This is a genomic window from Streptomyces silvisoli (assembly GCF_029269905.1).
Lineage (GTDB): Bacteria > Actinomycetota > Actinomycetes > Streptomycetales > Streptomycetaceae > Streptantibioticus_A > Streptantibioticus_A silvisoli_A.
This window is the reverse complement of the sequence record NZ_JARJBC010000018.1, coordinates 40,976-64,662: the sequence shown is the minus strand read 5'-3', so window position 1 is coordinate 64,662 and position 23,687 is coordinate 40,976. Positions and strand designations below refer to the sequence as shown.

General features: G+C 70.6%; 20 protein-coding genes and 1 tRNA gene. 13 read left to right on the top strand and 8 right to left on the bottom strand.

Annotated elements, in window-relative coordinates; all coding sequences use genetic code 11:
- The first annotated feature begins 3 nt into the window (after positions 1 to 3).
- The 7 genes from P3G67_RS25420 (at position 4) to P3G67_RS25390 (ending at position 9,073) form a co-directional block, all read left to right on the top strand.
- Positions 4 to 1,068 (top strand): MBL fold metallo-hydrolase, encoded by a 1,065-nt coding sequence (locus P3G67_RS25420; protein ID WP_276095572.1) that lies wholly within the window; start codon positions 4 to 6, stop codon positions 1,066 to 1,068.
- A 73-nt stretch (positions 1,069 to 1,141) separates the two neighbouring features.
- Positions 1,142 to 1,345, top strand: coding sequence for a cold-shock protein (locus P3G67_RS25415; protein ID WP_269858870.1), 204 nt, complete (start codon positions 1,142 to 1,144; stop codon positions 1,343 to 1,345).
- Positions 1,346 to 1,390: 45 nt separating this feature from the next.
- On the top strand, positions 1,391 to 2,629 hold the full coding sequence (locus tag P3G67_RS25410; protein WP_276091975.1) for an IS4 family transposase: 1,239 nt from the start codon (positions 1,391 to 1,393) through the stop codon (positions 2,627 to 2,629).
- Positions 2,630 to 2,996: 367 nt separating this feature from the next.
- Positions 2,997 to 4,220: an EfeM/EfeO family lipoprotein gene (locus P3G67_RS25405; RefSeq protein ID WP_276095571.1), complete on the top strand. Its 1,224-nt coding sequence runs from the start codon at positions 2,997 to 2,999 to the stop codon at positions 4,218 to 4,220.
- Positions 4,217 to 5,440, top strand: a complete 1,224-nt coding sequence (efeB, locus tag P3G67_RS25400) for an iron uptake transporter deferrochelatase/peroxidase subunit (protein ID WP_276095570.1) — start codon at positions 4,217 to 4,219, stop codon at positions 5,438 to 5,440. Before P3G67_RS25405 ends, efeB begins: the two co-directional genes overlap by 4 nt.
- 102 nt (positions 5,441 to 5,542) lie before the next feature.
- On the top strand, positions 5,543 to 7,426 hold the full coding sequence (locus tag P3G67_RS25395; protein ID WP_276095569.1) for a phospholipase C: 1,884 nt from the start codon (positions 5,543 to 5,545) through the stop codon (positions 7,424 to 7,426).
- Between the two features lie 306 nt (positions 7,427 to 7,732).
- Positions 7,733 to 9,073 carry an amino acid permease gene (locus P3G67_RS25390; protein WP_276095629.1) on the top strand — a complete coding sequence of 447 codons (1,341 nt, stop codon included), beginning with the start codon at positions 7,733 to 7,735 and terminating at the stop codon, positions 9,071 to 9,073.
- Between the two features lie 16 nt (positions 9,074 to 9,089).
- Here the strand turns inward: P3G67_RS25390 and P3G67_RS25385 are convergent, their stop codons facing one another.
- Complete coding sequence (locus P3G67_RS25385) at positions 9,090 to 9,887, bottom strand: methyltransferase domain-containing protein (protein WP_276095568.1); 798 nt, start codon at positions 9,885 to 9,887, stop codon at positions 9,090 to 9,092.
- A gap of 284 nt (positions 9,888 to 10,171) precedes the next feature.
- Between P3G67_RS25385 and P3G67_RS25380 the strand changes: the two genes are divergently transcribed.
- A complete protein-coding gene (locus P3G67_RS25380) occupies positions 10,172 to 10,645 on the top strand; it encodes a hypothetical protein (RefSeq protein ID WP_269858865.1) in 474 nt (157 codons plus the stop codon).
- Here P3G67_RS25380 and P3G67_RS25375 read toward each other — a convergent pair.
- The 4 genes from P3G67_RS25375 to P3G67_RS25360 form a co-directional block, all read right to left on the bottom strand.
- Positions 10,608 to 10,778 carry a hypothetical protein gene (locus P3G67_RS25375; protein ID WP_276095638.1) on the bottom strand — a complete coding sequence of 57 codons (171 nt, stop codon included), beginning with the start codon at positions 10,776 to 10,778 and terminating at the stop codon, positions 10,608 to 10,610. The genes P3G67_RS25380 and P3G67_RS25375 overlap by 38 nt on opposite strands.
- Positions 10,779 to 10,869: 91 nt before the next feature.
- Entirely contained in the window at positions 10,870 to 11,703 is an 834-nt protein-coding gene (locus tag P3G67_RS25370; protein WP_276095567.1) for an aldo/keto reductase, read from the bottom strand.
- 116 nt (positions 11,704 to 11,819) lie between these two features.
- The gene (locus P3G67_RS25365) at positions 11,820 to 13,643 is read right to left on the bottom strand and encodes an AMP-dependent synthetase/ligase (protein WP_269858863.1); all 1,824 of its coding nucleotides are present in this window, start codon (positions 13,641 to 13,643) and stop codon (positions 11,820 to 11,822) included.
- Between the two features lie 335 nt (positions 13,644 to 13,978).
- Positions 13,979 to 15,493, bottom strand: a complete 1,515-nt coding sequence (locus tag P3G67_RS25360) for an MFS transporter (protein WP_276095566.1) — start codon at positions 15,491 to 15,493, stop codon at positions 13,979 to 13,981.
- A 116-nt stretch (positions 15,494 to 15,609) separates the two neighbouring features.
- On the opposite strand from P3G67_RS25360, the gene P3G67_RS25355 reads away from it, so the two are divergent.
- A complete protein-coding gene (locus P3G67_RS25355) occupies positions 15,610 to 16,587 on the top strand; it encodes an Lrp/AsnC family transcriptional regulator (protein WP_276095565.1) in 978 nt (325 codons plus the stop codon).
- 2 nt (positions 16,588 to 16,589) lie between these two features.
- On the opposite strand, the gene P3G67_RS25350 is transcribed toward P3G67_RS25355, so the two are convergent.
- Entirely contained in the window at positions 16,590 to 17,459 is an 870-nt protein-coding gene (locus tag P3G67_RS25350; protein WP_276095564.1) for a LysR substrate-binding domain-containing protein, read from the bottom strand.
- Positions 17,460 to 17,626: 167 nt separating this feature from the next.
- On the opposite strand from P3G67_RS25350, the gene P3G67_RS25345 reads away from it, so the two are divergent.
- Together P3G67_RS25345 and tatA are read left to right on the top strand one after the other, a co-directional pair.
- Complete coding sequence (locus tag P3G67_RS25345; RefSeq protein WP_276095563.1) at positions 17,627 to 18,685, top strand: bile acid:sodium symporter family protein; 1,059 nt, start codon at positions 17,627 to 17,629, stop codon at positions 18,683 to 18,685.
- 9 nt (positions 18,686 to 18,694) lie between these two features.
- Positions 18,695 to 18,943 carry a Sec-independent protein translocase subunit TatA gene (gene tatA / locus P3G67_RS25340; RefSeq protein ID WP_276095562.1) on the top strand — a complete coding sequence of 83 codons (249 nt, stop codon included), beginning with the start codon at positions 18,695 to 18,697 and terminating at the stop codon, positions 18,941 to 18,943.
- A gap of 39 nt (positions 18,944 to 18,982) precedes the next feature.
- On the opposite strand, the gene fdhD is transcribed toward tatA, so the two are convergent.
- The gene (fdhD, locus tag P3G67_RS25335; protein ID WP_276095561.1) at positions 18,983 to 19,831 is read right to left on the bottom strand and encodes a formate dehydrogenase accessory sulfurtransferase FdhD; all 849 of its coding nucleotides are present in this window, start codon (positions 19,829 to 19,831) and stop codon (positions 18,983 to 18,985) included.
- A gap of 209 nt (positions 19,832 to 20,040) precedes the next feature.
- On the opposite strand from fdhD, the gene P3G67_RS25330 reads away from it, so the two are divergent.
- Both P3G67_RS25330 and P3G67_RS25325 read left to right on the top strand, forming a co-directional pair.
- On the top strand, positions 20,041 to 21,582 hold the full coding sequence (locus tag P3G67_RS25330; protein ID WP_276095560.1) for an aldehyde dehydrogenase family protein: 1,542 nt from the start codon (positions 20,041 to 20,043) through the stop codon (positions 21,580 to 21,582).
- A 351-nt stretch (positions 21,583 to 21,933) separates the two neighbouring features.
- Positions 21,934 to 22,021, top strand: a tRNA-Leu gene (locus P3G67_RS25325).
- A gap of 335 nt (positions 22,022 to 22,356) precedes the next feature.
- Here the strand turns inward: P3G67_RS25325 and P3G67_RS25320 are convergent.
- Complete coding sequence (locus P3G67_RS25320; RefSeq protein WP_276095559.1) at positions 22,357 to 23,601, bottom strand: helix-turn-helix domain-containing protein; 1,245 nt, start codon at positions 23,599 to 23,601, stop codon at positions 22,357 to 22,359.
- Positions 23,602 to 23,687 lie beyond the last annotated feature (86 nt).

The window sequence follows — 23,687 nt, the reverse complement described above, 5'->3', positions numbered from 1 at the left end:
TTGATGACCGATCAGACCGAACAGAGCGAACGGCCTGATCAGGCCGAGCGGCCCCATATCGGCCCCACGGCGCCGCGACCCACCGGCGCGCCCGGCACCGACAGCCGTCCGCGGCCCATCGGTGAGCGGCGGGTCTGGCCGCGGTCCTTCGCCGCCCGGATGACCGAACCGCTCCCGGGTTTCCTGGAGATGTTCCGGGCCAGCCGCCAGGGAGGTCTGCGCCCCCGCCGTGAGGACCTCGCCGACCTGCCCAGGCTTCCGGTCCGGCCCGCCGGGCTGCCCGACGTGGACGCCCGGACGCTGGCCATCAGCTGGGTGGGACACGCCAGTTGGGTGGTCCGCGTCGGCGGCCTGACCGTGCTGACCGACCCGGTGTGGTCCCGCAGGATCCTCGGCACCCCTGCCCGGGTCACCCCGGTCGGCGTGCCCTGGGCGAACCTGCCGCCGGTGGACGCGGTGGTCATCAGCCACAACCACTACGACCACCTGGACGCCCCCACCCTCAAGCGGCTGCCGCGCGACACCGCGCTGTTCGTCCCGGCCGGGCTGGCCCGCTGGTGCCGCCGCCGCGGCTTCACCCGGGTCACCGAACTGGACTGGTGGGAGGCGGCCGAACTGGGCGGGGTGCGCTTCGAGTTCGTGCCCGCGCACCACTGGAGCAAGCGCACCCTGACCGACACCTGCCGTTCGCTGTGGGGCGGCTGGGTGCTCAGCGACCCTGCGGGGCAGCGGCTGTACTTCGCCGGGGACACCGGGTACGGACACTGGTTCCGCGAGATCGGCCGCCGCCACCCGGACATCGACATCGCCCTGCTGCCCATCGGCGCCTACCAGCCCAGGCGGCTGCTGCGCTCGGTGCACACCGATCCGGAGGAGGCGGTCCAGGCCTGCCTCGACGTGGGCGCGCGGGTGATGGCCCCGATGCACTGGGCGACGTTCCTGCTCTCCGCCGAGCCGCCGCTGGAGCCGCTGACCCGTTGCCGGGCGGCGTGGGTCGCCAGCGGGCGCCCCCGGCAGGATCTGTGGGATCTGCCGATCGGCGGTTCGCGGGTGCTGGATGGCACCTGATCGTGGATGCTGTTGACGAGATCGCGGGCGGTGTGTCGAAGCCGCCGCGGCAGCGCACGAAAGGCCATGAGTGATGGCGACAGGCACCGTGAAGTGGTTCAACGCCGAGAAGGGGTTCGGCTTCATCACACAGGACGAGGGCGGCCCGGACGTGTTCGTCCACTACTCGGCCATCGAGGGCAGCGGCTACCGCTCCCTTGAGGAGGGCCAGCGGGTGGAGTACGAGACCAGCCAGGGGCCGAAGGGACCGCAGGCGGACCGCGTGATGCCCATCTAGGCCCAATACCGGTGACTTTGGCCGGTCTGGGTCGTTGGATGTGGTGTGCCAAGGCCCGGACAGGTGAAGTCATCCGCGACGGAGCGGTTGTCGGATCGCATCGCGCTCGGTGTGCTCACACGTGCCTTCCCGCCGGAGTTGGTCGATGAGGTGATCGCTGAATGCGGGCGGGTCGAGCAGCGTCGTCGGCTTCTGCCTGCGCGGGTGGTGTTGTACTTCGTACTCGCGATGTGCCTGTTTTCGGGACAGGGCTATGAGGAGGTCGCGCGGCTGCTCACCTGCGGGCTCCAAGACGAGCGGCGGTGGGAGGGGACGTGGCGGGTGCCATCGACGGGGGCGATCGGCCGGGCCCGGCTGCGGTTGGGATCCGAACCATTGAAGGTGCTGTTCGCGCGGGTGTGCCGGCCGGTGGCCACCGAGGCGACCGTCGGGGCCTGGTACCGGCGCTGGCGGCTGGTCGCAGTGGATGGCACCACCTTCGACGTGCCCGACACCGAGGCCAACGACGCCTATTTCGGCCGTCCGGGATCCTCGCGCGGGCAGAAGCGGGGGGCGTTTCCGCAGGCGCGGGTGGCTGCGCTGGTCGAGTGCGGCACCCATGCGGTCTTCGCCGCTGAAGCCGGTCCGCTTGCCGTGCACGAAACCGCGTTGGCCCGGTGCCTGTTCGACCATCTGGCTGCAGGAATGCTGGTGCTGGCCGACCGGGGTTTCGTGGGGTTCGACCTGTGGCGGGCTGCCACCGCAACCGGCGCCGACCTGCTGTGGCGGGTGAAGAACAGCGCGGTCCTGCCGGTCGTGCGGACGCTTGGCGACGGCTCGTACCTGTCGCAGATCGTCGCCGCCCGGGACAAGAACCGCCGCGCGGACCCGATCACCGTCCGGGTCATCGAGTACACCCTTGGCCCCGCCGCCGACGGCACGGTCTACCGGCTGATCACCACCATCTTGGACCCGAAGGCCGCACCGGCAGCCGAGTTGGCCGCACTGTATGCCCAGCGGTGGGAGATCGAGACCACGCTGGATGAGATCAAGACCCACCAGGGCGGTCCCCGCCTTGTCTTGCGTTCCCAGCACCCGACAGGCGTCGAGCAGGAGATCTTCGCGTTCCTGCTGATCCACCACGCGCTACGCGACTTGATGCACCAGGCCGCGCGGGATGAAGGCTGCGATCCCGACCGGATCTCCTTCACTCGCACCCTTCGCGTCGTCCGCCGCCACGTCACCGGCCAGGCGGCGCTTTCCCCCCTCCCGACTCGCCCGGGCACTGACCCAGAGCCTGTCTGAGGTCTGTGAACGACTGCTGCCACCGCGACGGTTGCGGTCCAACCCCCGCGTGATCAAACGCAAGATGGCCAACTGGAAACTCAAACGCCCCGAGCACATCAACCCGCCACGACCCGACACGCCGACCGTCACGACCGTCGAGCCCACCAAGACCACACCAAGCCGCCGAAAAGATCACTAAGTCACCGGTATTGCATCTAGGCCCGCCGGGACATGCCGGACAGGTGAAATCCCGTCGAATTCCCGGTTTCCCGGCCCCGCGCGCATAGGTGCGGGGCTGTCCGGCTCCCTACGATGAGCGGCGGCACCCCTGCCCTTCGCACTGGTGTCCACGCCGTTTACGTCCCGTGCCCGCTGGAGCCGCCGAGTGATCCGCCCACGAATACCGCGCGGTCGGCGTGGGCTGCTGTCGGCGGGCGGTGCGCTGGTGGCGGTCGCCGTGGTGGTCGCGGTGCTGGTGAGCGCGATGGACGGTACCGGCCGGCCCGCGGCGCGGCAGAGCGCCGCGTACCCGGACGGGTTGCCGCACACCCGGGTGACGATGTCCGCGGGCGACTGCGGGCAGGGCTGGACCGACGGGCACGGCGGCGACCAGGTGTTCGACGTCCACAACGCCTCCAGCGGCCCCGCCGAGGTGGATCTCGTCGATCCCGGCACCGGTGCGGTCTACGGCGAGGTCGAGGGCCTGGCCCCGGGCACCACGCGCCCGCTCCAGGTCACCCTCGGCGGCGGCTCCTACGCGTTCAAGTGCCTGCCGGACGACGCCGACGCCGTGACCGGCCCCACGGTCCGGATCGCCGGTCACGCCGCCGCCGGACCCGCCGCGGTACCGGTCAGCCAACACGACCTGATCCCGCCCACCATCGCCTACCAGCAGTGGATCGGCGGCCAGATGGGCCAGCTCGCCGACAGGGTCGGCGCGTTGAAGGACGCCGTCGACAGCGGCGACCTCGACGCCGCGCGCGCCGCCTGGCTGCCCGCGCATCTGGTGTACGAGCGGATGGGCGCCGCGTACGGCACCTTCGGCGACGCCGACAAGGCGATCAACGGCACCACCGCCGGACTGCCGCGGGGCAGCTCGGATCCGCGCTTCACCGGCTTCCACCGTATCGAGTACGGCCTGTGGCACGGTCAGAGCGCCGAGCAACTGCGCCTCCCCGCCGACCAGTTGGGCAAGGACGTGGACCAACTGCGGTCCGGCTGGTCGCAGGCGCGGATGGACCCCGCGCAACTGGGGCTGCGGGCGCACGAGATCCTGGAGAACACCGTTCAGTTCGAGCTGACCGGCCGGACCGACTACGGCAGCGGCAGCAACCTGGCCACCGCCCGCGCCAACCTCGACGGCACCAGGACCGCGCTCGGCTACCTGCGGCCGCTGCTGACCGCCGCCCGCCTCCCGCAACTCCCGCGGGTGGACGCCGCGTTGGACCGGATGCAGCGCACCCTCGACGGGTTCGAGACCGACGGCCACTGGACCGCGCTGAACGCCCTCAGCCGCACCCAGCGCGAGCGGGTCGACGCCGACGCCGGCGCCGCCGTGGAGCAACTCGCCGCGGTCGCCGCGGTATGCGATGTACGGAGGACGTCATGACCGGGCTGGACCGCCGCTTCTTCCTGCGCGGCGCCGCGGCCGCGGGGATCACCGGCGCCGCCACCACCGGTCTGGTGCGCGCCGACGCCGCGCAGGCCGCGCCGCTCGACGCGCCCTCCACCATCCCGTTCCACGGCGTCCACCAGGCGGGCGTCACCACTGCCTCGCAACGCCAGTGCGTGCTGGCCGCGTTGGACGTGACCGCGGCCGACCGGGGTGAACTGACCGATCTGCTGCGCACCATCACCGAGCGGGCCCGCTTCCTGACCGAGGGCGGTACCCCGCCGTCCCTCGGCATCACCGAGCCGCCCGCCGACTCCGGCACCCTCGGCCCACGACTGCCCGCCGACCGGCTGACCGTGACCGTCGGCGCAGGGGCCTCGCTGTTCGACGGCCGGTTCGGGCTGGGCGCCCGCAAGCCGCGCAGGCTGCGGGCGATGGACACCTTCCCGGACGACGACCTCGACCCGGCCTGGTGCCACGGCGACCTGAGCCTGCAACTGTGCGCCGACTCCACCGACACCGTGCTGCACGCGCTGCGCGACATCGCCCGGCACACCCGCGGCGGGGCGCAGGTGCGTTGGCGGATCGACGGCTTCGTCAGCGCACCGCGCCCGTCCGGCACCCCGCGCAACCACATGGGGTTCAAGGACGGCACCGCCAATCCCGACACCTCCAACGCCCGGGAGATGGACCGCCTGGTGTGGATCCCGGCCAGCGGCTCGGGGGAACCGGCGTGGACCGCGGGCGGCAGCTACCAGGTGGTGCGGCTGATCCGGATGCTGGTGGAGTTCTGGGACCGGGTCTCGATCAGCGAACAGGAGCGGATGTTCGGCCGCCGCAGGGACAGCGGCGCGCCCCTGGACGGCGACGCCGAGAGCGACATCCCGCAGTACCCCCAGGACCCCAAGGGCGACGTGATCCCGCTGGACAGCCACATCCGGCTGGCCAACCCCCGCACACCGGCCACCGACGACCAGCGGATACTGCGCCGCGCGTACAACTACGACAAGGGGATGGACTCCAACGGCAACCTCGACATGGGGTTGGTGTTCCTGTGCTACCAGCAGGACCTGGACCGGCAGTTCACCGCGGTGCAGAAGCGGCTGGCGGGTGAGCCGCTGGTGGACTACATCTCACCGTTCGGCGGCGGCTACTTCTTCGCCCTCCCCGGCGTGCGGGACCGCGACGACTGGCTAGGGCGCGCCCTCTTGACGTGAACTGTTCACTTCGATGTCATCGCAGTTCCGCCGTACCGCCCCGGCCGGCCACCAGCATCACCGGTCGGAACGCGGCATACCGCAGCTTACGGAGGGCATGGCATGACCGTCAGAGTGACACCGGCCGGTACCCGGCGCCGGGCGGCACGGTGGGGAGCGCTGGCCGGAGCAGCTGTGCTGGCGGCGGCGAGCGGAACCGCACCGGCGATCGCCGCGCCCGCCCACGGCGGACCGGTGCGCACCGCCACGCCGGTCAAGCACCTCGTCGTGATCTTCGACGAGAACATCTCCTTCGACCACTACTTCGCCACCTACCCCAAGGCGGCGAACAGCGACGGCACGAAGTTCACCGCGTCCCCGAAGACCCCGAAGGACACCAACACCCTCGCCAACGCGGGGCTGTTGACGAAGAACCCCAACCAGTACGCCCCGCAGCGGCTGAGCCCGTCGCAGGCGATGACCTGCGACCAGAACCACGACTACAGCCCCGAGCAGTACGCGTACGACGGCGGCAAGGCCGACCAGTTCGTGCAGAACACCGACTCGGGCAAGTGCTCGGGCAACCTGTTCGGCGAACCGGGCCTGGCGATGGACTACTACGACGGCAACACCGTCACCGCGCTGTGGAACTACGCCCAGCACTACACGCTCAACGACAAGTCGTTCGGCTCCACCTACGGCCCGTCGACGCCCGGCGCGCTGGAGCTGGTCTCCGGGCAGACGCACGGCGTGGTCTCGGTGGACCCGGCCTCCGGCACCGAGCACCCCAAGCAGACCAAGACGCCCGACCCGTACACGGTCCAGTCGCCCAACGCCAAAGGCGTCGGCACCGTGATCAACGACCCGGACCCGGCCTTCGACGACTGCGCCAACAAGGACCACACCGCCAAGGACGCGCTGGCCGAGATGACCGGCCCGAACATCGGTGACCGGCTCAACGCCAAGGGCGTCAGCTGGGGCTGGTTCCAGGGCGGCTTCCGGCCCAGCACTCCGTGGAACGGCCGGCAGGGCTCGTACGCCCAGTGCAAGGGCACCACGCACACCAACGTCGGCGGCGCGGCGGTGGAGGACTACAGCCCGCACCACGACCCGTTCGAGTACTACCAGTCCACCTCGAACCCGCACCACCTCGCGCCCGCCTCGATCAACGAGATCGGGCACAACGGCCGCGCCAACCACAACTACGACCTCAGCGACTTCGACGCCGTGGTCAAGGCGGGCAGACTGCCCTCGGTCAGCTTCCTGAAGGCGCCGGCCTACCAGGACGGCCACGCCGGTTACTCCGACCCGATCGACGAGCAGCACTTCCTGGTCAAGGAGATCAACCAGATCCAGAAGTCGCCGCAGTGGCGCGACACCGCGATCGCGCTCGCCTACGACGACTCCGACGGCTGGTACGACCACGTCTTCGCGCCGCCGCTGAACGGCTCGAAGGACTCCGCCAAGGGTTCCGACGGCAGGGCGGTCGACAACCCCGCCTGCCAGGCGGGCCCCGCGCCCGCCGGTGGCTACGCGGACCGCTGCGGACCGGGCGCCCGGCAGCCGCTGCTGCTGATCTCCCCGTTCAGCAAGGTGAACAAGGTCGACCACACCCAGACCGAGCAGACCTCGATCACCAAGTTCATCGAGGACAACTGGGGCACCCGGCGCATCGGCGACGGCTCCTTCGACCAGCGGGCCACCTCGATAGGGGCGCTGCTCGACTTCAGGCACCCCAACAACCAGCAGGTGCTGCTGAATTCGGACGGCTCCGTCGCCTCGGTGAAGTCGATTCCGCCGTCGCACGGCGGCTCCGACAACTCCGGTGACTCCAGCATCTCTGACAACACCGGTAACGCCGCCAGCACCGACGACATCGCCCAGCAGCAGCTCGCCGAGACCGGTGCGTCCTTCCCGGCCTTGCCCGTCGGGCTGGCCGCCGGCCTGGTGATCGCCGCTGGTGGGGCCATCGCGTTCGGACTGCGCCGGCGCCGCGACGCCGCCTGATCCCGTCCGCCCGGACAGGGCGCACGGCTCGGAAGCCCGGGCCGTGCGCCCTTCGGCGTTTCTGCGGTCCGACGGCGGCCGGACCGCAACATTTACCGTGCGCGGGGTCATGGCCCGAAACAACCGCGATCGATTTGTTGACGTGTGCGGGCTGGTCCACCATGGGGACGCTCCGAACAAGGAGAACAACCTTCCGTCGTGTCATCGCCGGGACCGGTGCGACCGCACCGGTCCCGGCGATGTGCGGTGCGGCGGCGGGACGCAGGAGAGGCGCGTACACCCATGCACGACACCGCGAGCGAGACCATGGCCCCGCCGGCCGACCCGGCCGAGAACGGGACCCATCACGCGCGGCGCTTCGGGCTGCCCACCGCCACTGCTTTGGTGATGGGAAACATCATCGGCGGCGGCATCTTCCTGCTGCCGTCCTCCGTCGCCCCCTTCGGCACGCTCAGCCTGCTCGCCTTCGTGGTGCTGACGGTCGGCGCGATCACCCTCGCCCTGGTCTTCGGCCGCCTCGCCCAGCGCAACCCGCGCACCGGCGGACCGTACGTCTACGCCCGGGAGGCGTTCGGCGACTTCGCCGGGTTCCTGTCCGCCTGGTCGTACTGGGTGATGACCTGGGTCAGCAACGCGGCGCTGGCGGTGGCCGCCGTCGGCTACATCGACGTGGTCTTCCCCGGCCACTTCTCCAAGTGGACCCACCTCGCGGTGGCGCTCGCCGCGCTCTGGCTGCCCGCGCTGGCGAACCTCGCGGGCACCCGCTGGGTCGGCGCGGTGCAGATCGTCTCCACCGTGCTGAAGTTCCTGCCGCTGCTGTTCGTCGCCGTCATCGGTCTGTTCTTCTTCGACCCGCACAACCTCGGCCCCTTCGACCCCAGCGGCGGCAACCTGCTCGGCGGGATCTCCGCCTCGGCCGCGCTGCTGCTCTACTCCTACGTGGGCGTGGAGTCCGCCGCGATGAGCGCGGGCGAGGTGCGCGACCCGGAGCGCAACGTCGGCCGGGCCAGCGTGCTGGGCACCATCGGCGCCGCGCTGGTCTACCTGCTCGGCACCGTCTCGGTGTTCGGCACCGTGTCGCACCGCGACCTGGTGAAGTCCTCCGCCCCCTTCTCCGACGCGGTCAACAACATGTTCGGCGGCCAGTGGGGCGGCACGCTCATCGCGGTCTGCGCGGTGATCTCCATCATCGGCGCGCTCAACGGCTGGACGCTGATGAGCGCCCAGGCCCCCTACGCCGCCGCCCAGGACGGGCTGTTCCCGGCCGCGTTCACCAAGAAGCAGCGTGGCGTGCCGACCTTCGGCGTGCTCGTCGGCGTGGTGCTCGCCTCGCTGCTCACCGTCGTCAACTACACGACCGGCGCCACAGGGGTGTTCAACATCCTGGTGCTGATCACCACGTTCTCGGCCACCGTGCCCTATCTGCTGGCCGCCGCCGCCCAGTTGTACTGGCTGGTCTCCGGCCGCCGCGAGCAGGTGCGGCCGGGTCGCTTCGCACGCGACGTGGTCATGGCGCTGGGTGCGTTCGGCTTCTCCATGTGGCTGGTCGCCGGTGCCGGATACGCGGCGGTGTACCAGGGCACGCTGTTCCTGTTCGCCGGTGTCCTGGTCTACGTCCTGATGAAGGGCCGCCGCGCCGGGCGTTGATCCGCCGACGCGCCGGTCACGCGCGGCAGATGATCTCGCCGTGCAGAACGCTCAGCCAGCCGTCGGGGTCCGCGGACCAGGTGCGCCAGGCGGCCGAGATGCGGCGCAGGCCGTCCTCGGTGACCATGCCGTCCCGGCGGGCCTGGTCGGCCATGGCCGAGTGCAGGATGCGGTCGGCCCACATGCCGCCCCAGTGGGCGCGGTCCGCGTCGTCGGCGTGGCACCAGGTGCTGGTGCTCGGCGTGATGTCGGTGAACCCGGCGGCGCGGGCCCAGGCCAGCATCCGCCGCCCGGCGTTCGGCTCACCGCCGTTGGCCCGGGCACATCGCTGGTACAGGTCCATCCACTCGTCCAGCGCGGGCAGTTGGGGATACCACACGAAGCCGTGGTAGTCCGAGTCCCGGGCCGCCACGATGCCGCCGGGCCTGCACACCCGGCGCATCTCGCGCAGCGCCTGGACCGGGTCGGCCACGTGCTGGAGCACCTGGTGGGCGTGGACCACGTCGAAGGTGTCGTCGGCGAACTCCAGCGCGTGCACGTCGGCGGTGCGGAACTCGACGTTGTCCAGGCCGCGTTCCGCGGCGACCCGGGCGGCCGACTCCAGCACGCTCTCGGCCGTGTCGACGGCGCTCACCCGTCCGGGGGCGACCAGCTCGGCCAGGTCGGCGGTGATCGTTCCCGGCCCGCAGCCCACGTCCAACAGCCGCATGCCGGGCCGCAGCCGCCCGGTCAGATACGCCGCGGAGTTCCGCGCGGTGCGCCAGCGGTGCGAGCGCAGTACGGACTCGTGGTGTCCATGGGTGTACGCGGCCATGGTGAGGCTCCCTTCGGAAGATTCCCTGCCTTCGGTCCGGTAGCGGCAGAGTAGGCCGATCTCGCAATCCGGGACAGGTCATTCCACATCATGGACGCCTCTGCGCGGGCTCGGTGGCCGCGACGGTGGCGAGTGGTCGACGTTTCCCCCTGAAGGCGCTGGCCCCGGGCCTGGGCAGAGGTGTCCGGAGGTGGATGGGTCATCGTCAATTCGATCGGTGAGGCTACGTCCGTCGCCGTTGCCGGGCCACGTGGTCCGCGGGGACGGAACCCGGATCGCGCCTCATGCGTCACATCCACATGAACGGACGACTTCTTGCTCTGACCGCCGCGGCGGCCATCGCCGCGACCACCGCCCTGACCGGCTGCGGCAACAAAACCGTCTCCCCGGCCAGCGGCCCGACCTCCACCAGCCCGAGCGGCTCACACGCCCCGAGCGCCGCCCCCGGCGGGGGTACCGCCGCCGGTCAGCCGAAGGACCAGCCGATCACCAAGCAGGTCACCGTTGCCTCCGACGGCCGTACGCTGCGCACAGAAGCGGTACGCGGGGGCTGCGAGACCGTCGCGCTGCGGGCCAGTGAAGCGACGTCGGACGTCACCTTGACCGTGCAGGTGACCAAGCACCAGAAGCCGGGGCAGATGTGCCCGGACATCGCCCAACTCACCCAGGTCAGCACCACGTTGAAGGCGCCGCTGGACAACCGCAAGCTGGTGGACGGCGCTACCGGGAAGCAACTCCCGGCGGCCAAGCGGCAGTAGCCGCGGCCTGCGGGCCGGCGCGGATGGCGAACTCGACGGGGGAGTAGCCGCCGTCCGCGCGCTCCAGCTCGCACTCGACCGCGGGGTACAGCGGCGGCTGGGCCATGAAGCGCTCCGCTGGCGCGTCGTTCATGACGTCCACGGGCCCATACCCGCGGCCGGTGGCATGGCGCGCATCCGGATTTCCGGGTGCCCGCCGTCCTCACCGGCGGGCACCCGAGGGCTCAGATCATGTCGAACGTGTCCGGGTCCGGGCCCAGCCGGGTGCCGGTCTCCAGCCCGGCCAGCGCCGCGAGGTCGTCGCCGTCCAGCTCGAAGCCGAACACGTCGATGTTCTCGGCGATGCGGGACGGGGTCACCGACTTGGGGATCGCCACGTTGCCGAGCTGGATGTGCCAGCGCAGCACGATCTGGGCCGGGGTGCGGCCGTGCTTCTCGGCGATCTTGCCGATCGTCGGATCGTCCAGCAGCCCCTTGCCCTGGCCCAGCGGGGACCAGGCCTCGGTGGCGATGTCGTGCTCGGCGTGGAAGGCGCGCAGCTCGGCCTGCTGGAAGTGGGGGTGCAGCTCGATCTGGTTCACCGCGGGCACGACGTCGGTCTCGTCCAGCAGCCGCCGCAGGTGCGCGGTCTGGAAGTTGCACACGCCGATCGCCCGGACCAGGCCGTCGGCGTAGAGCTTCTCCAGCGCGCGCCAGGTGTCCACGTACAGGTCGCGGGACGGCACCGGCCAGTGGATCAGGTACAGGTCAAGCCGCTCCAGCCCCAGCTTGGACAGCGAGCTGTCGAAGGCCCGCAGGGTGCTGTCGTAGCCGTGGTGGTTGTTCCACACCTTCGTGGTGACGAAGATTTCCTCACGCGCAATGGCGGAGCTGCTGATCGCCCGGCCGACGCCCCCCTCGTTGCCATAGGCGGCGGCGGTGTCGATGCTGCGGTAACCGGCCTCCAGGGCGGTGCGCACCGCGTCGGTGGCCTGCGCGTCCGGAACCTGCCAGACGCCGTAGCCCAGTTGCGGCATCGTGACGCCGTTGTTCAGGGTGATGGCGGGGACTTTGCTCACGAGCAGTCGTTTCCTTAGCTCTGACTCCGATGTCTCCCCTGTTCCAACGAGGAGCCACCTGCCAGGCATTCCCCTCCGTTCGAGTGGCGCCGTGTCGTGTGGCCGAAAGCCGCTGCTCAGGCCCGGTACAGCGCGTCTATCTCCACCGAGTAGGCCTTCTCGATCGCCTTCCGCTTCAGCTTCAGCGAGGGGGTGAGCAACCCTTTCTCCTCACTGAACTGCGCCGCGAGGATGCGGAACGTACGGATGGACTCGGCCTGCGAGACGAGGGTGTTGGCGGCGACCACAGCCCGCCGGATCTCGGTCTCCAGGTCCGGGTCGCGGACCAGCTCGGCGGGCGGCAGCGGCGGCTTGCCGCGCATCGACAGCCAGTGGGTCACCCCGTCCGGGTCCAGGGTGACCAGCGCCGCGACGTACGGCCGGTCGTTGCCGACCACCACGCACTGCGCGACCAGCGGATGCGCCCGCACCCGCTCCTCCAGCAGCACCGGCGAGACGCTCTTGCCACCGCTGGTGACCAGGATCTCCTTCTTGCGGCCGGTGATGGTCAGATAGCCGTCGTCGTCCAGCGCGCCCAGGTCACCGGTGGCCAGCCAGCCGTCGTGCAGCACCTCGTCCGTCGCCTTGGGGTTGTTCAGGTACCCGGCGAAGACCTGGCCGCCGCGCAGCCACACCTCCCCGTCGTCCGCGATGTGCACGGTCGTGCCCGGCACCGGCTGGCCCACGGTGCCGAACCGGGTGCGCTCCGGCGGGTTGGCGGTCGCGGCGGCGGTGGACTCGGTCAGCCCGTACCCCTCGTAGATGGTCACGCCCGCACCGGCGAAGAACAGCCCGAGCCGGCGCTCCATCCCCGAGCCGCCGGACATCCCGTGCCGCATCCGGCCGCCGAGCGCCGCGCGCACCTTGGTGTAGACCAGCTTCTCGTACACCTGGTGCTGCATCCGCAGCGCGGCGCTGGGGCCGGGGCCGGTGCCGAACGCCTTGTGCTCCTGCGCCTCCGCGTAGCGCACCGCCACCTCGACGGCCTTGTCGAACGGGCCGAGCCTGCCATCCGCCTCCGCCTTGCGGCGCGCGGCGTGGAAGACCTTCTCGAAGACGTACGGCACCGCGAGCGTGAAGGTGGGCTGGAAGGCGGCCAGGTCGGGGAGCAAGTCCCTCGCCGCCAGGCTCGGTTGGTGGCCCAGCCGCACCCGGGCGCGGATCGCCGCGACCTCCACCATGCGGCCGAAGACGTGTGCCAGCGGCAGGAACAGCAAAGTGCCCGCCTCGTCGCCGGGCCTGGAGTGGAACACCGGCTCCCAGCGGGCCACCACGTTGTCGGCCTCCGCCATGAAGTTGGCGTGGGTCAGCACACAGCCCTTGGGACGGCCGGTGGTGCCGGAGGTGTAGATGACGGTGGCCACCGCGTCGGGCGTCACCGCGAACCGGTGGCGGTCGACCACGTCGTCGTCGATGTGTGCTCCAGCGGCGGTCAACTCCGCGACCGCACCGGCGTCCAGCTGCCACAGCCGGGTGAGCTGCGGCAGCCGGTCGACCACCGCGCCGATGGTCATCGCGTGGTCCTCGTGCTCTACCACGCAGGCCACCGCGCCGGAGTCGTGGAGCATCCAGTAGACCTGCTCCGACGACGAGGTGGGGTAGACCGGCACCGGCTGGGCGCCGATCGACCACAACGCGAAGTCGAACAGCGTCCATTCGTAGCGGGTACGGGACATGATCCCGACCCGGTCGCCGAACCGGATCCCGGTGGCGAGCAGTCCCTTGGCCAGCGCCAGCACCTCGTCGCGGAACCGTGCCGCGGTCACGTCCCGCCATGCGCCGTCCGTCTTGCGCCCCAGCACCACATGGTCGGGCGCCTGCGCGGCGTTGCTGTACACGGCGTCGGCCAGTCCCCCGACCTGGGGCGCCGTCGCCAGTGGCGGGACACTGAACTCGCGCAATTCTGCTCCTCGGGAGCGCCCCGCGCGGCGCTTCGACGATGGTGCTGTCGCCCGGGAGGGGAACAGTGGCCGTAAAGCGGACCCGTGGGGCAAGGATGCCGGGCGGGCCCGTAAGCTACCTGATCCTGTCGCGCCAGGGGAGAGGCCTGCAGATACGGCGAATCCGGACTTGTCGGCCGGGTGATCACCCGTGTCGTCGCGTTATGCCGGAAACTTCGGGAACTACCTTACGGTTTCCGCGATGTAACGGACCGTGGATCTGCACCGAATCTCTCCGCCATCTTTCCGGGGCACTCACCCGCGCCTTACAGGTGCTGGCCGACGCCGACTCCCGTTCATCCCGCGTTGGCCCGCACCGGTACCTGCTCCGCCGCCCGCCGTGGGCCCGGCACCGGCGCGTTCGGGGTACGGACCAGCAGCAGCACCAGTACGCCCGCCACGATCCCCACCGCACCCGCGGCCAGCGCGGCGGCGTCCAGGCCCGAGGCGTAGGCGGCCCGCAGCGCGTGCGGGGCGGCCACCCGGGCGGACAGCAGCTGCCGCGCGGCCCCACCGGCGAGGGCCTGCGCCGTGCCGTGCGGGTCGGCGGCCTCACCGGTCAGGGCGTGGGTCATCCGGGAGGCGGCCAGGGTGCCGAAGAGGGCCACCCCGAGCGCGTAGCCGAGCTGCCGGAAGGTGTTGACCGCGCCGCCCGCCATCCCGGCCCGGTGCGGCGGTACCGAGGACAGCGCCGCCTGGGACAGCGCCGGGGTGGCCACGCCCACGCCGACGCCCGCCACGATCAGCCCTGGCAGCAGGGACGGCCAGTCGGAGCCGGCGCCCAGCACGGCCTGCGCCAGCGCCCCGGCGCCGATCAGCAGCATGCCGACGCCCACCGTCAGCCGGGCGGGGACACCGTGCAGCAGCCGTCCGCCCACCGCCGCCGCCAGGAATGACGCGGCGGCCAGCGGTACCAGCACCAGCCCGCCCTTGAGCGGGCTGAACCCCAACACCGTCTGCAGCCAGATCGAGGTGTACGGCAGTACGCCGAACGCCGCCGCGCTGATCGCGAACGCCGCCGCCATCACACCGCTGAACGACGCGCCGCGGAACAGCCGCGGATCCAGCATCGGATCCGCCGCCCGCAACTGGGCGAACAGGAACACCAGCAGCGCCACCGCGGAGACCGCGAGGGTGCCCAGCGTGGCCGCCGAACCCCAGCCCACCGCGTCCGCGCGCACCACCGCGTAGACCCCGGTACCGGCGAAGACCGTCCAGGACAGGGTGCCGAACACGTCCACCCGCTGCCCGGCTCGGCCCCGCGACTCACCGACCATCCGGAGCGTCAGCGCCACCGCGGCCACGCTGACCGGCAGGTTGACGTAGAAGATCCACCGCCAGTCCAGGTTCTGCGTCAGCAGGCCGCCGAGCACCGGGCCGAGCGCCGCCGCGGCGGCGGAGACCGCGCCCCACACGCCGAACGCCACACCCCGGTCGCGGCCCTGGTACTCCGCGCCGAGCAGGGAGAGCGTCGTCGCGAACATCGCCGCGCCGCCGACCCCCTGCACCCCGCGCATCGCCACCAGCATCCCCGCGCTCGAGCTGAGCCCGCAGGCCAGTGACGCGGCGGCGAACAGCACCGTCCCGGCCACGTACGTCCGGCGGCGGCCCAGCACGTCCGCCGCCGATCCCACGCCCAGCAGCAGCGCGGCCAGCGCCAGGGCGTAGCTGTCGATCACCCACTGCAGGCTGGACAGTGAGGCGTGCAGCGCCCCCGCCATGTCCGGCAGCGCCACCGTCACGATCGTCACGTCGAGCAGCAGCATGAACGTACCCAGGCAGACCGCGATCAGCGGTGCCCACTTGCGCATGGAAAGCCCCTTGCCTCGTTCGTTGGTTGCGGTACGTACGATGAACGGACGGCGCCGATACGTGCCAGGCAGAGCGAGAGCGGCGGCGGAAACCGACATTCGAGGACGGTGGAGCGGTGGATTCCCTCGTCGCCGACGAGCTGGACCTCCAGCTGCTACAGGCGCTGCAGCTGGACGGCCGGGCCGCGTTCAGCAGGATCGCCGGCGTGCTCGGCGTCTCCGACCAGACCGTCGCCCGCCGCTACGCCAGACTGCGCACCAGCGGCGGCCTGCGGGTCATCGGGGTCACCGACGGGACCCGGCTCGGCCGCACCCGCTGGTACCTGCGGCTGAGCTGCACCCCGGACGCCGCAGAGGGACTGGCCACCGCGCTCGCCCGGCGCCCCGACACCTCCTGGGTCGGCCTGACGTCCGGCGGTACCGAGGTGCTCTGCGTGATGGTCGCGCGCAGCCGCGACGAGCGCGACAGCCTGCTGTTCGACAAGCTCCAGCGCACCCCGCGGGTCACCGCGGTGAGCGCGCACTGCCTGCTGCACACCTTTTACGGCGGATCGCTCGGCTGGTTCACCAAGTCGCGGATACTCGCGCCCGAGCAGGTCGCCGCGCTCGCCCCGCCACCGGTGGATCCGCCGGGACCCGACCCGGTGGTGCTCGACGCCACCGACGAGCTGCTGCTGGCCGCGCTGGAACGCGACGGCCGCACCCCCGTCACCGAGCTGCGGAAGGTGACGGGGCAGTCGGAGTCGGCGGTCCGGCGCCGCCTGGAGCAACTGCGGCGCAGCGGTGTGCTGTTCGTCGACGTCCAGTTCGACTCCGGCCTGATCGGATACGAGACCAAGGCCACCCTCTGGCTGACCGTCACCCCGTCCGCCCTGGCATCGGTGGGCGCCGCACTCGCCGAACACCGCGAGATCGTCTTCGCCGCGGCCATCACCGGCCCGTCGAACGTGGTCGCCGTCGCCGTCTGCCGGGACACCTCGGGCCTGTACCGGTATCTGAGCGAGCGGATCGGCGGCCTCGACGGGGTGCAGCAGGTCGAGACCGCGCCCATCCTGCGCCAGGTCAAGCAGCTCACCTACGAAGGGCCGCGCTGAGGTCACATCGGCCGGTGCAGTCGGTCGCCCGCGGCGAGCACCGCCCGGGACAGCGCCATGGCGGGCTCCTGGGCCGCCGTCGCGCGCCGCCCGTGCAGCAGCACGAAGTCCACCCCGCCCAGCTCCGGGAGCCCGCAGGACCGGGCGGGCAGGGTGCGTAGGCCCGGGGGGACCAGCCCCTGGGCGTGCGGAACCACGCCGAGCCCGGCGAGCGCCGCCGCGCGCACCCCGCTGAGGCTGCCGCTGGTGCAGGCGATGTGCCAGGAGCGGCCCGCCCGCTCCAGCACCTCCAGGGCGCGGGCCCGCGTGATGCTCGGCGGTGGATAGAGGATCAGCGGCACTGGGCGGTCCGGTTCGATCCGCAGCCGTTCGCCGCCGATCCACACCAGCCGGTCCCGCCACACCAGCCGCCCGTGCGTCTCCCCGGCGGCCCGCTTGCCCAGTACCAGGTCCAGCCGCCCTTCCGCCAGTTGCTGGTGCAGGGTGCCGGACAGTTCGACGGTCAGCTCCAGGTCGACCTCGGGGTGGTCATGGCGGAACCGCTCCAGGATCTCCGGCAGCCTGCTCAGTACGAAGTCCTCCGAGGCGCCGAAGCGCAGCCGTCCGCGCAACCGGGTGCCCGCGAAGAAGCCCGCGGCCCGCTCGTTGGCCTCCAGGATCGTGCGGGCGAAGCCGAGCATCGCCTCGCCGTCCTCGGTCAGCTCCACGCCATGGGTGTCGCGCAGGAACAACTGCCGCCCGGCGGTCTCCTCCAGCTTGCGCACGTGCTGGCTCACGGTCGACTGCCGCAGCTCCAGCCGGTGCGCGGCCTGGGTGAAGCTCAGGGTCTGCGCCACCGCGAGGAAGGTCCGCAACTGCGTGGGATCGAACACGTCCCCGATGGTAGCCCCGTTATCGTGAATTGTGATGATTATCAGTTCGGTGAACGGGGTTCACAATGAGCCTGGTGAGGAGCAGGCTGACCAGGGTCACCGCCCCCTCCCCACGAAGGCGTGCACTCGTTGGTACCGACCTGCCCCACAGCCGACTGAGAGAAGACATGCGCCGCGTCACGCTGCCGTCCTGGCCGTCCTGGATGCCGATCGAACCGTTCATCGTGGCGCTCGTCGCCACCGTGGGCCTGGCGGCGCTGTTCCCCGCCAAGGGCGCCGCGGCGCCGGTCGCCGACGGGGCGTCCACCTTCGCGATCGCGCTGCTGTTCTTCCTCTATGGCGCCCGGCTCTCCAGCCGTGAGGCACTGGCGGGGCTGAGCCACTGGCGGCTGCACCTGACCGTGGTACTCAGCACCTTCGCGCTGTTCCCACTGCTGGGCCTGGCGGCCCGCGGCCTGGTCCCGTACGTGCTGACCCCGCAGCTTTACACCGGGTTCGTCTATCTGTGCATCCTGCCCTCGACCATCCAGTCCTCGATCGCGTTCACCTCGATCGCGCGCGGCAACGTCTCGGCGGCCATCTGCGCCGGGACGTACTCCGCGCTGCTCGGCATGGTCGTCACACCGGTACTCGCCGGGCTGATGCTGCACTCCAGCGGTGCCGGGTTCTCCGCGCACGGTCTGGCCGACATCGCGCTGCAACTGCTGGCGCCGTTCCTGGCCGGGCAGTTGCTGCGGCGCTGGATCGGCGGCTTCGTCGCCCGCCACAAGAAGGTGCTCGCACTGGCGGACCGCAGCTCGATCCTGTTCGTCGTCTACACGGCGTTCAGCGAGGGCATGGTGCACGGCATCTGGCACCAGGTGACGGCGGCCCGGCTGTCGGCGCTGCTCGGGGTCGAGGCGGTGCTGCTCGGCCTGGTGCTCTGCCTCACCTCGGTGGCCTCCCGCAGGCTCGGCTTCTCCCGCGCGGACCGCACCGCCATAGTCTTCTGCGGCTCCAAGAAGAGCCTGGCGAACGGGCTGCCGATGGCCAGCGTGCTGTTCGGCGGGCACGCGGGCCTGATGATCCTGCCGCTGATGCTGTTCCACCAGATGCAACTCATGGTCTGCGCGGTGATCGCCAAGCGGTGGTCCCATGACTCGACTGACGCGGACGGCGGCGGGGAAGGTAGCCTGCCATCGGAACGGTCGTCGCCAGACGCCCAGGCCCGCCCTGTCCACGCTTGAGGAGTTGCTGTGATCCGCGACCTGTTCACGCCCACCCACCTGCTGATCGTCGCCGTCGTGGCGATCGTGCTGTTCGGTGCCAAGCGGCTGCCGGACACCGCCCGGCAACTCGGCAAGTCGATGCGCATCCTGAAGGCGGAGACCAAGGCGCTCAAGGACGAGACCCCGGCGGGCGAGCAGCGCACGGTGGCGGGCGAGGTGGTCGACGGCGCGAACACCGCTACGGCAGACCGCCAGGCATCCACCCAGGCCCGCTGAGGCCTCGGTCCTTCCTCAGTCCTGCGGCCTGAGTAACGGTCAGGCTCCGGCCGTCGTCGTCTCCAGCAGCACGCGGTGCTCGCCCGCGTAGACGTTCATCGACGTGCCGCGCAGGAAGCCGACCAGTGTCATCCCGGTCCGCACGGCCAGGTCCACGGCGAGCGAGGACGGCGCGGACACCGCCGCCAGCACCGGGATCCCGGCCATCACCGCCTTCTGCGCCAACTCGAAGGAGGCGCGCCCGGAGACCAGCAGCACGCTTCCGGACAGGGGGAGCAGACCCTGCTGGAGGGCGCGTCCCACGAGCTTGTCGACCGCGTTGTGCCGGCCCACGTCCTCCCGAACGTCCAGCAGTTCTCCGTCCGGGGTGAACAGCGCGGCGGCGTGCAGGCCGCCGGTTCGGTCGAAGACCCGCTGCGCGGCCCGCAGCCGGTCCGGTAGCACCGCCAGCACCTCGGGGTCGAGCCCGACCTCGGGCGAGTCGGACAGCGGCCAGCGGGTCGTCGTCTCCACCGCGTCCAGGCTCGCCTTGCCGCACAGACCGCACGACGACGTGGTGTAGACGTTGCGCTCCAGGGTGATGTCCGGCACCGGAACGCCCGGGGCGAGCGAGACGTCCACCACGTTGTAGGTGTTCGACCCGTCGTCCGTCGCGCCCGCGCAGTAGACGATCGAAGCCAGCTCCTCCGCCGCGCCGAGCACCCCCTCGCTCACCAGGAACCCGGCGGCCAGCGCGAAGTCGTCACCCGGGGTGCGCATGGTGATCGCCAGCGGCTTTCCGTTCAGCCGGATCTCCAGCGGCTCCTCGGCGACCAGCGTGTCCGAGCGATGGCCGACCGCCCCGTCCCTGACCCGCAGCACGCGTCGGCGCTCGGTTACCCGTCCCATGGCGATCAGTCCCGCTTTCCGAAGCTCGTACCGCTCAGAATGTTCGACTCCATGATCTGATGTTGACACTCTCGGCCGGGGTCGCGCCTCGCGCTGTTCCGCGCGCCCGTTCGTTCCGGTAGACCTTGAGGCCCCCGTTCCGACGGCACTTCGCCGTTGCCGAGCCTTTCCGTTGGCCAAGATCTCCCGACTACCGAGCGGAGACCGACATGGCACCAACCCTCACCCTCAAGCCCGGAACCGCCTGGCGGGACGCCTGGCGGCGGTGTCTCGACGCCGCGCCCGAAGCGTTCGCCGAAGACCGCGTACGCAACCTGTGGGACGGCCGCTGGCATGCCGACGGGCGACTGCTGCCCTGTCAGTCGCCGGTCGACGGCAGCCCGATAGCGGGCCTGCCGCGGCTGGATCCGGACGCCGCGCACCATGCCGTGCGCGCCTCGCTGGACCAGCACCGCGCCTGGCGCGGCGTCCCGCTGCCGGAGCGCAAGGCGCGGGTGACCGCGGCCCTCGACGCGCTCACCGCGCACCGGGAGCTGCTCTCGCTGCTGCTGGTCTGGGAGATCGGCAAGCCCTGGCGGCTCGCCCAGGCCGACGTGGACCGTGCCATCGAGGGGGTGCGCTGGTACGTCGAGGAGATCGACCGCATGGTCGAGGGGCGGGCGCCGCTCGCCGGGCCGGTGAGCAACATCGCCAGCTGGAACTACCCGATGAGCGTCCTGGTGCACGCCATGCTGGTGCAGATCCTGGCGGGCAACGCGGTGATCGCCAAGACCCCGACCGACGGCGGCCTGGCCTGCCTGACGCTCGCCAGCGCCCTGGCGGTGCGCGAGGGGCTCCCGATCACCCTGGTCAGCGGCTCCGGCGGGGAACTGTCCGAGGCGCTGGTGCGGGCGCCGGAGATCGGCTGCGTCTCCTTCGTCGGCGGACGGGACGCGGGCGGCCGGGTCGCCTCCGACGTGGCCGACCTCGGCAAGCGGCACATCCTGGAGCAGGAGGGGCTCAACTGCTGGGGGCTGTGGGAGTTCAGTGACTGGGACACGCTTTCCGGCCAGATTCGCAAGACCTTCGACTACGCCAAGCAGCGGTGCACCGCCTATCCGCGGTTCGTGGTGCAACGGCGGCTGTTCGACCGTTTCCTGGGCGCCTACCTTCCGGCGGTCCGGTCGGTGGTCTTCGGCCATCCGCTCGCCGTGGAGTCCCCGGACGACCCGCTGCCCGAGCTGGACTTCGGTCCGGTGATCAACGCGGCCAAGGCCAAGGAGCTGACCGAGCTGGTGGACGACGCGATCGACCGCGGTGCCGTACCGCTGCACCGCGGAACCCTCGCCGACGGCCGCTTCCTGCCCGCTCAGGACACCTCCGGCTACATGCCGCCGGTCACCCTGCTGGCCCCGCCGCGCTCGTCGCCGCTGCACCACGCGGAGCCGTTCGGTCCGGTGGACACCATCGTGCTGGTGGACACCGAGGCCGAGCTGTTGGCCGCGATGAACGCCAGCAACGGTGCGCTGGTCGCCAGCCTGTCCTGCGACGACGAACGGACCGCGGCGCGGCTGGCCCCGCAGATCCGGGCGTTCAAGGTGGGCCTGGGCCGGCCGCGCTCCCGTGGCGACCGCGACGAACTCTTCGGCGGCTTCGGCGCCTCATGGCGCGGCGCCTTCGTAGGCGGCGACCTGCTGGTACGGGCCGTCACGGACGGCCCGCGCGGTGAGCGGCTCCCGGGCAACTTCCCGGACTACCACCTGATGCCGTAGCGGGCAGCCGATGCCCTGACGGTAGGCGACCAGCGCGGAACTCGTGGACGTCCGGCACCGTCCGCCGCACGGCCCGCGCCAGCGGCGTACGGTGCCGGGTCCCAGCCGCAACGCTGCGGCCCGGTCGTGGTGGCGCACCGCCCCCAGCGGCAGGTGCGCCACCTCCGCCAGGAACTGCACGGCCGGTCGGCGGCGGCCACCCACAGCTGACGAACCACCCGTACCGCCAGTATCACGCGTATCGCCCTAGCCGACCTTCAGCCCCCGGCCTGGGCCGGGATACGCAGGTGAAACGCACTCCGAATCCTTGGTATCGTTATCCCTGTCGCCGCGGGAAGCCGCGGACACCCAGTCCGGGTGGCGGAATGGCAGACGCGCTAGCTTGAGGTGCTAGTGCCCTTTATCGGGCGTGGGGGTTCAAGTCCCCCCTCGGACACCAGTGGAAGGCCCCCTACCAGGGGCTTTCTTCATTTCTGGGCTGTGGCGTGACCAGCCACGTGACCAACAGCCCAGCCGACTCCCTGGACCGGAGTCGACAGACCTACTCGACTGGCGTTGCTCGCAGCCAGCTTCTTTGCACCCGCAGCACGGCGCTTGCCGTACCGCTCCATCGTGCAGCCCGGCGAGTGGTGCCGTACGTTCGCCGAGACGTCCACAGGGTTCTCTCCGGCATCCAAGGCGTTGGTCACCCAAGAGTGACGCCAGTCATGGATACGGAAGTCATCGGGCAGGCTCAGCCTGACCCGAAGGGTCCTCCACCGTGCGGAGACCTTCTCAGGGTCCTGCGGGCCCCCTGCTCGGTCCGCCTTGAATGGTTGCCCTGCCTTCAGCGAGCAATGAGGCGACTTCCGGAACATCTGAGAATTCTTCCAGTCGACGTAATACCACGCGTACCCGTTCTGCCGTCCTTTCGGAGGCTACGTCGGATGAGAGTGTGATGACACGCTCCGCTGTCACTGCTGCCTCTTCTGGCTCGTTGGCGTCGGCAAGCGCGACAGCAAGCCACGACAGATAGAGCGCCAATTCTCGCGTGTGCGTTGCGTTGTACTCCTTGAGTACCTCCCGCAGCAACGGCACGGCGCGCAAGGGGCGATGTAGTTCGGTGTAGCAGCGGGATTCCATAACTTGCAGTTCGCCAGCGTCCACCCAGTACAGGTAGGTGGGCGAATCTGTGTCCGCAGTGTCTTCCGACAACGCTTCGGAAGCCTTGCCCAAGGCCCGCATGGCTGGTTGTGCTTCGCCTGCCTTCGTGTGAGCCCATGCCACCCTGTCTAGGTAGAGAGCACGGGCTTTCGGGGGCGCGTCGTTGCCAGCGTCGGTAAGGGCAACGCGAGCAAGCGTTATCCCTTCGACTTCGCGTCCTGTGTTGCTGTACTGGTAGGCGAGTGATCCGGCAAGGTTCCCGGCCAGCGTGAGGTCTTCGGCCTGCCTTGCTGCGCTGATGCCTAGCCGATAAATTTGTTCCGCCTCCCCGTGCTGTCCGGCGTCGCTGGCAATCCATCCGGCAATCTGCGCCAACTCGCCAATCTGGCTGAGGAGTTGCCGCCCTACTTCGCTCGTGTGGGTTCCGTCCCGGTAGAGCTTCACAGCGGAACGGAGTTCCCGGAGTGCAGGACGGATTAGATCGCCTCCGGCGATAACGTCATCGGCAAGCCTGAGCCCGTGTACGCGCTGTCGTAGGTCGTCCACCGTGCCAATACCGATACGACGCCCTGTACGGGCGCTGAGGGGGGCCAGTAGGTCTCTGTCAGGCAGATAGTCAGCCAGAGTCGGCAAGGGCGCTTCGACGGGCTTCTGGGATGCCTTGAGGTCAGCCACAGTCACGCTCAACGCCTCAGCAACGAACGGCAACCACTCACGGGGCGTGCGCTTGCCTGTCTCGTAGCGGCTGATCTCCTGCCGTCCGATCGGCTCTCCATTGACCCCCGCCAACCGGCACACTTCGCGTGCTAAGCGCGCTTGACTCCAACCGCGCTCTACACGAAGGCGCTTGATGTTGACACCAATGGCATCGGTCATGTCCTCATTCTGGCCGACAGTTGGCCACTATGCCGACACTCTCTGAGGCGGAAGAGTCAGGAGGCCAGTAAGGACCCCGGCGACCG

Excerpts from the sequence above, each read along its gene's own strand:
- P3G67_RS25420 (WP_276095572.1), top strand. The coding sequence starts at position 4 with ATGACCGATCAGACCGAACAGAGCGAACGGCCTGATCAGGCCGAGCGG.
- P3G67_RS25415 (WP_269858870.1), top strand. The coding sequence starts at position 1,142 with ATGGCGACAGGCACCGTGAAGTGGTTCAACGCCGAGAAGGGGTTCGGC.
- efeB (WP_276095570.1), top strand. The coding sequence starts at position 4,217 with ATGACCGGGCTGGACCGCCGCTTCTTCCTGCGCGGCGCCGCGGCCGCG.
- P3G67_RS25395 (WP_276095569.1), top strand. The coding sequence starts at position 5,543 with ATGACCGTCAGAGTGACACCGGCCGGTACCCGGCGCCGGGCGGCACGG.
- P3G67_RS25390 (WP_276095629.1), top strand. The coding sequence starts at position 7,733 with ATGGCCCCGCCGGCCGACCCGGCCGAGAACGGGACCCATCACGCGCGG.
- P3G67_RS25385 (WP_276095568.1), bottom strand. The coding sequence starts at position 9,887 with ATGGCCGCGTACACCCATGGACACCACGAGTCCGTACTGCGCTCGCAC.
- P3G67_RS25380 (WP_269858865.1), top strand. The coding sequence starts at position 10,172 with ATGCGTCACATCCACATGAACGGACGACTTCTTGCTCTGACCGCCGCG.
- P3G67_RS25375 (WP_276095638.1), bottom strand. The coding sequence starts at position 10,778 with ATGAACGACGCGCCAGCGGAGCGCTTCATGGCCCAGCCGCCGCTGTAC.
- P3G67_RS25360 (WP_276095566.1), bottom strand. The coding sequence starts at position 15,493 with ATGCGCAAGTGGGCACCGCTGATCGCGGTCTGCCTGGGTACGTTCATG.
- P3G67_RS25345 (WP_276095563.1), top strand. The coding sequence starts at position 17,627 with ATGCGCCGCGTCACGCTGCCGTCCTGGCCGTCCTGGATGCCGATCGAA.
- fdhD (WP_276095561.1), bottom strand. The coding sequence starts at position 19,831 with ATGGGACGGGTAACCGAGCGCCGACGCGTGCTGCGGGTCAGGGACGGG.
- P3G67_RS25330 (WP_276095560.1), top strand. The coding sequence starts at position 20,041 with ATGGCACCAACCCTCACCCTCAAGCCCGGAACCGCCTGGCGGGACGCC.
- P3G67_RS25320 (WP_276095559.1), bottom strand. The coding sequence starts at position 23,601 with ATGACCGATGCCATTGGTGTCAACATCAAGCGCCTTCGTGTAGAGCGC.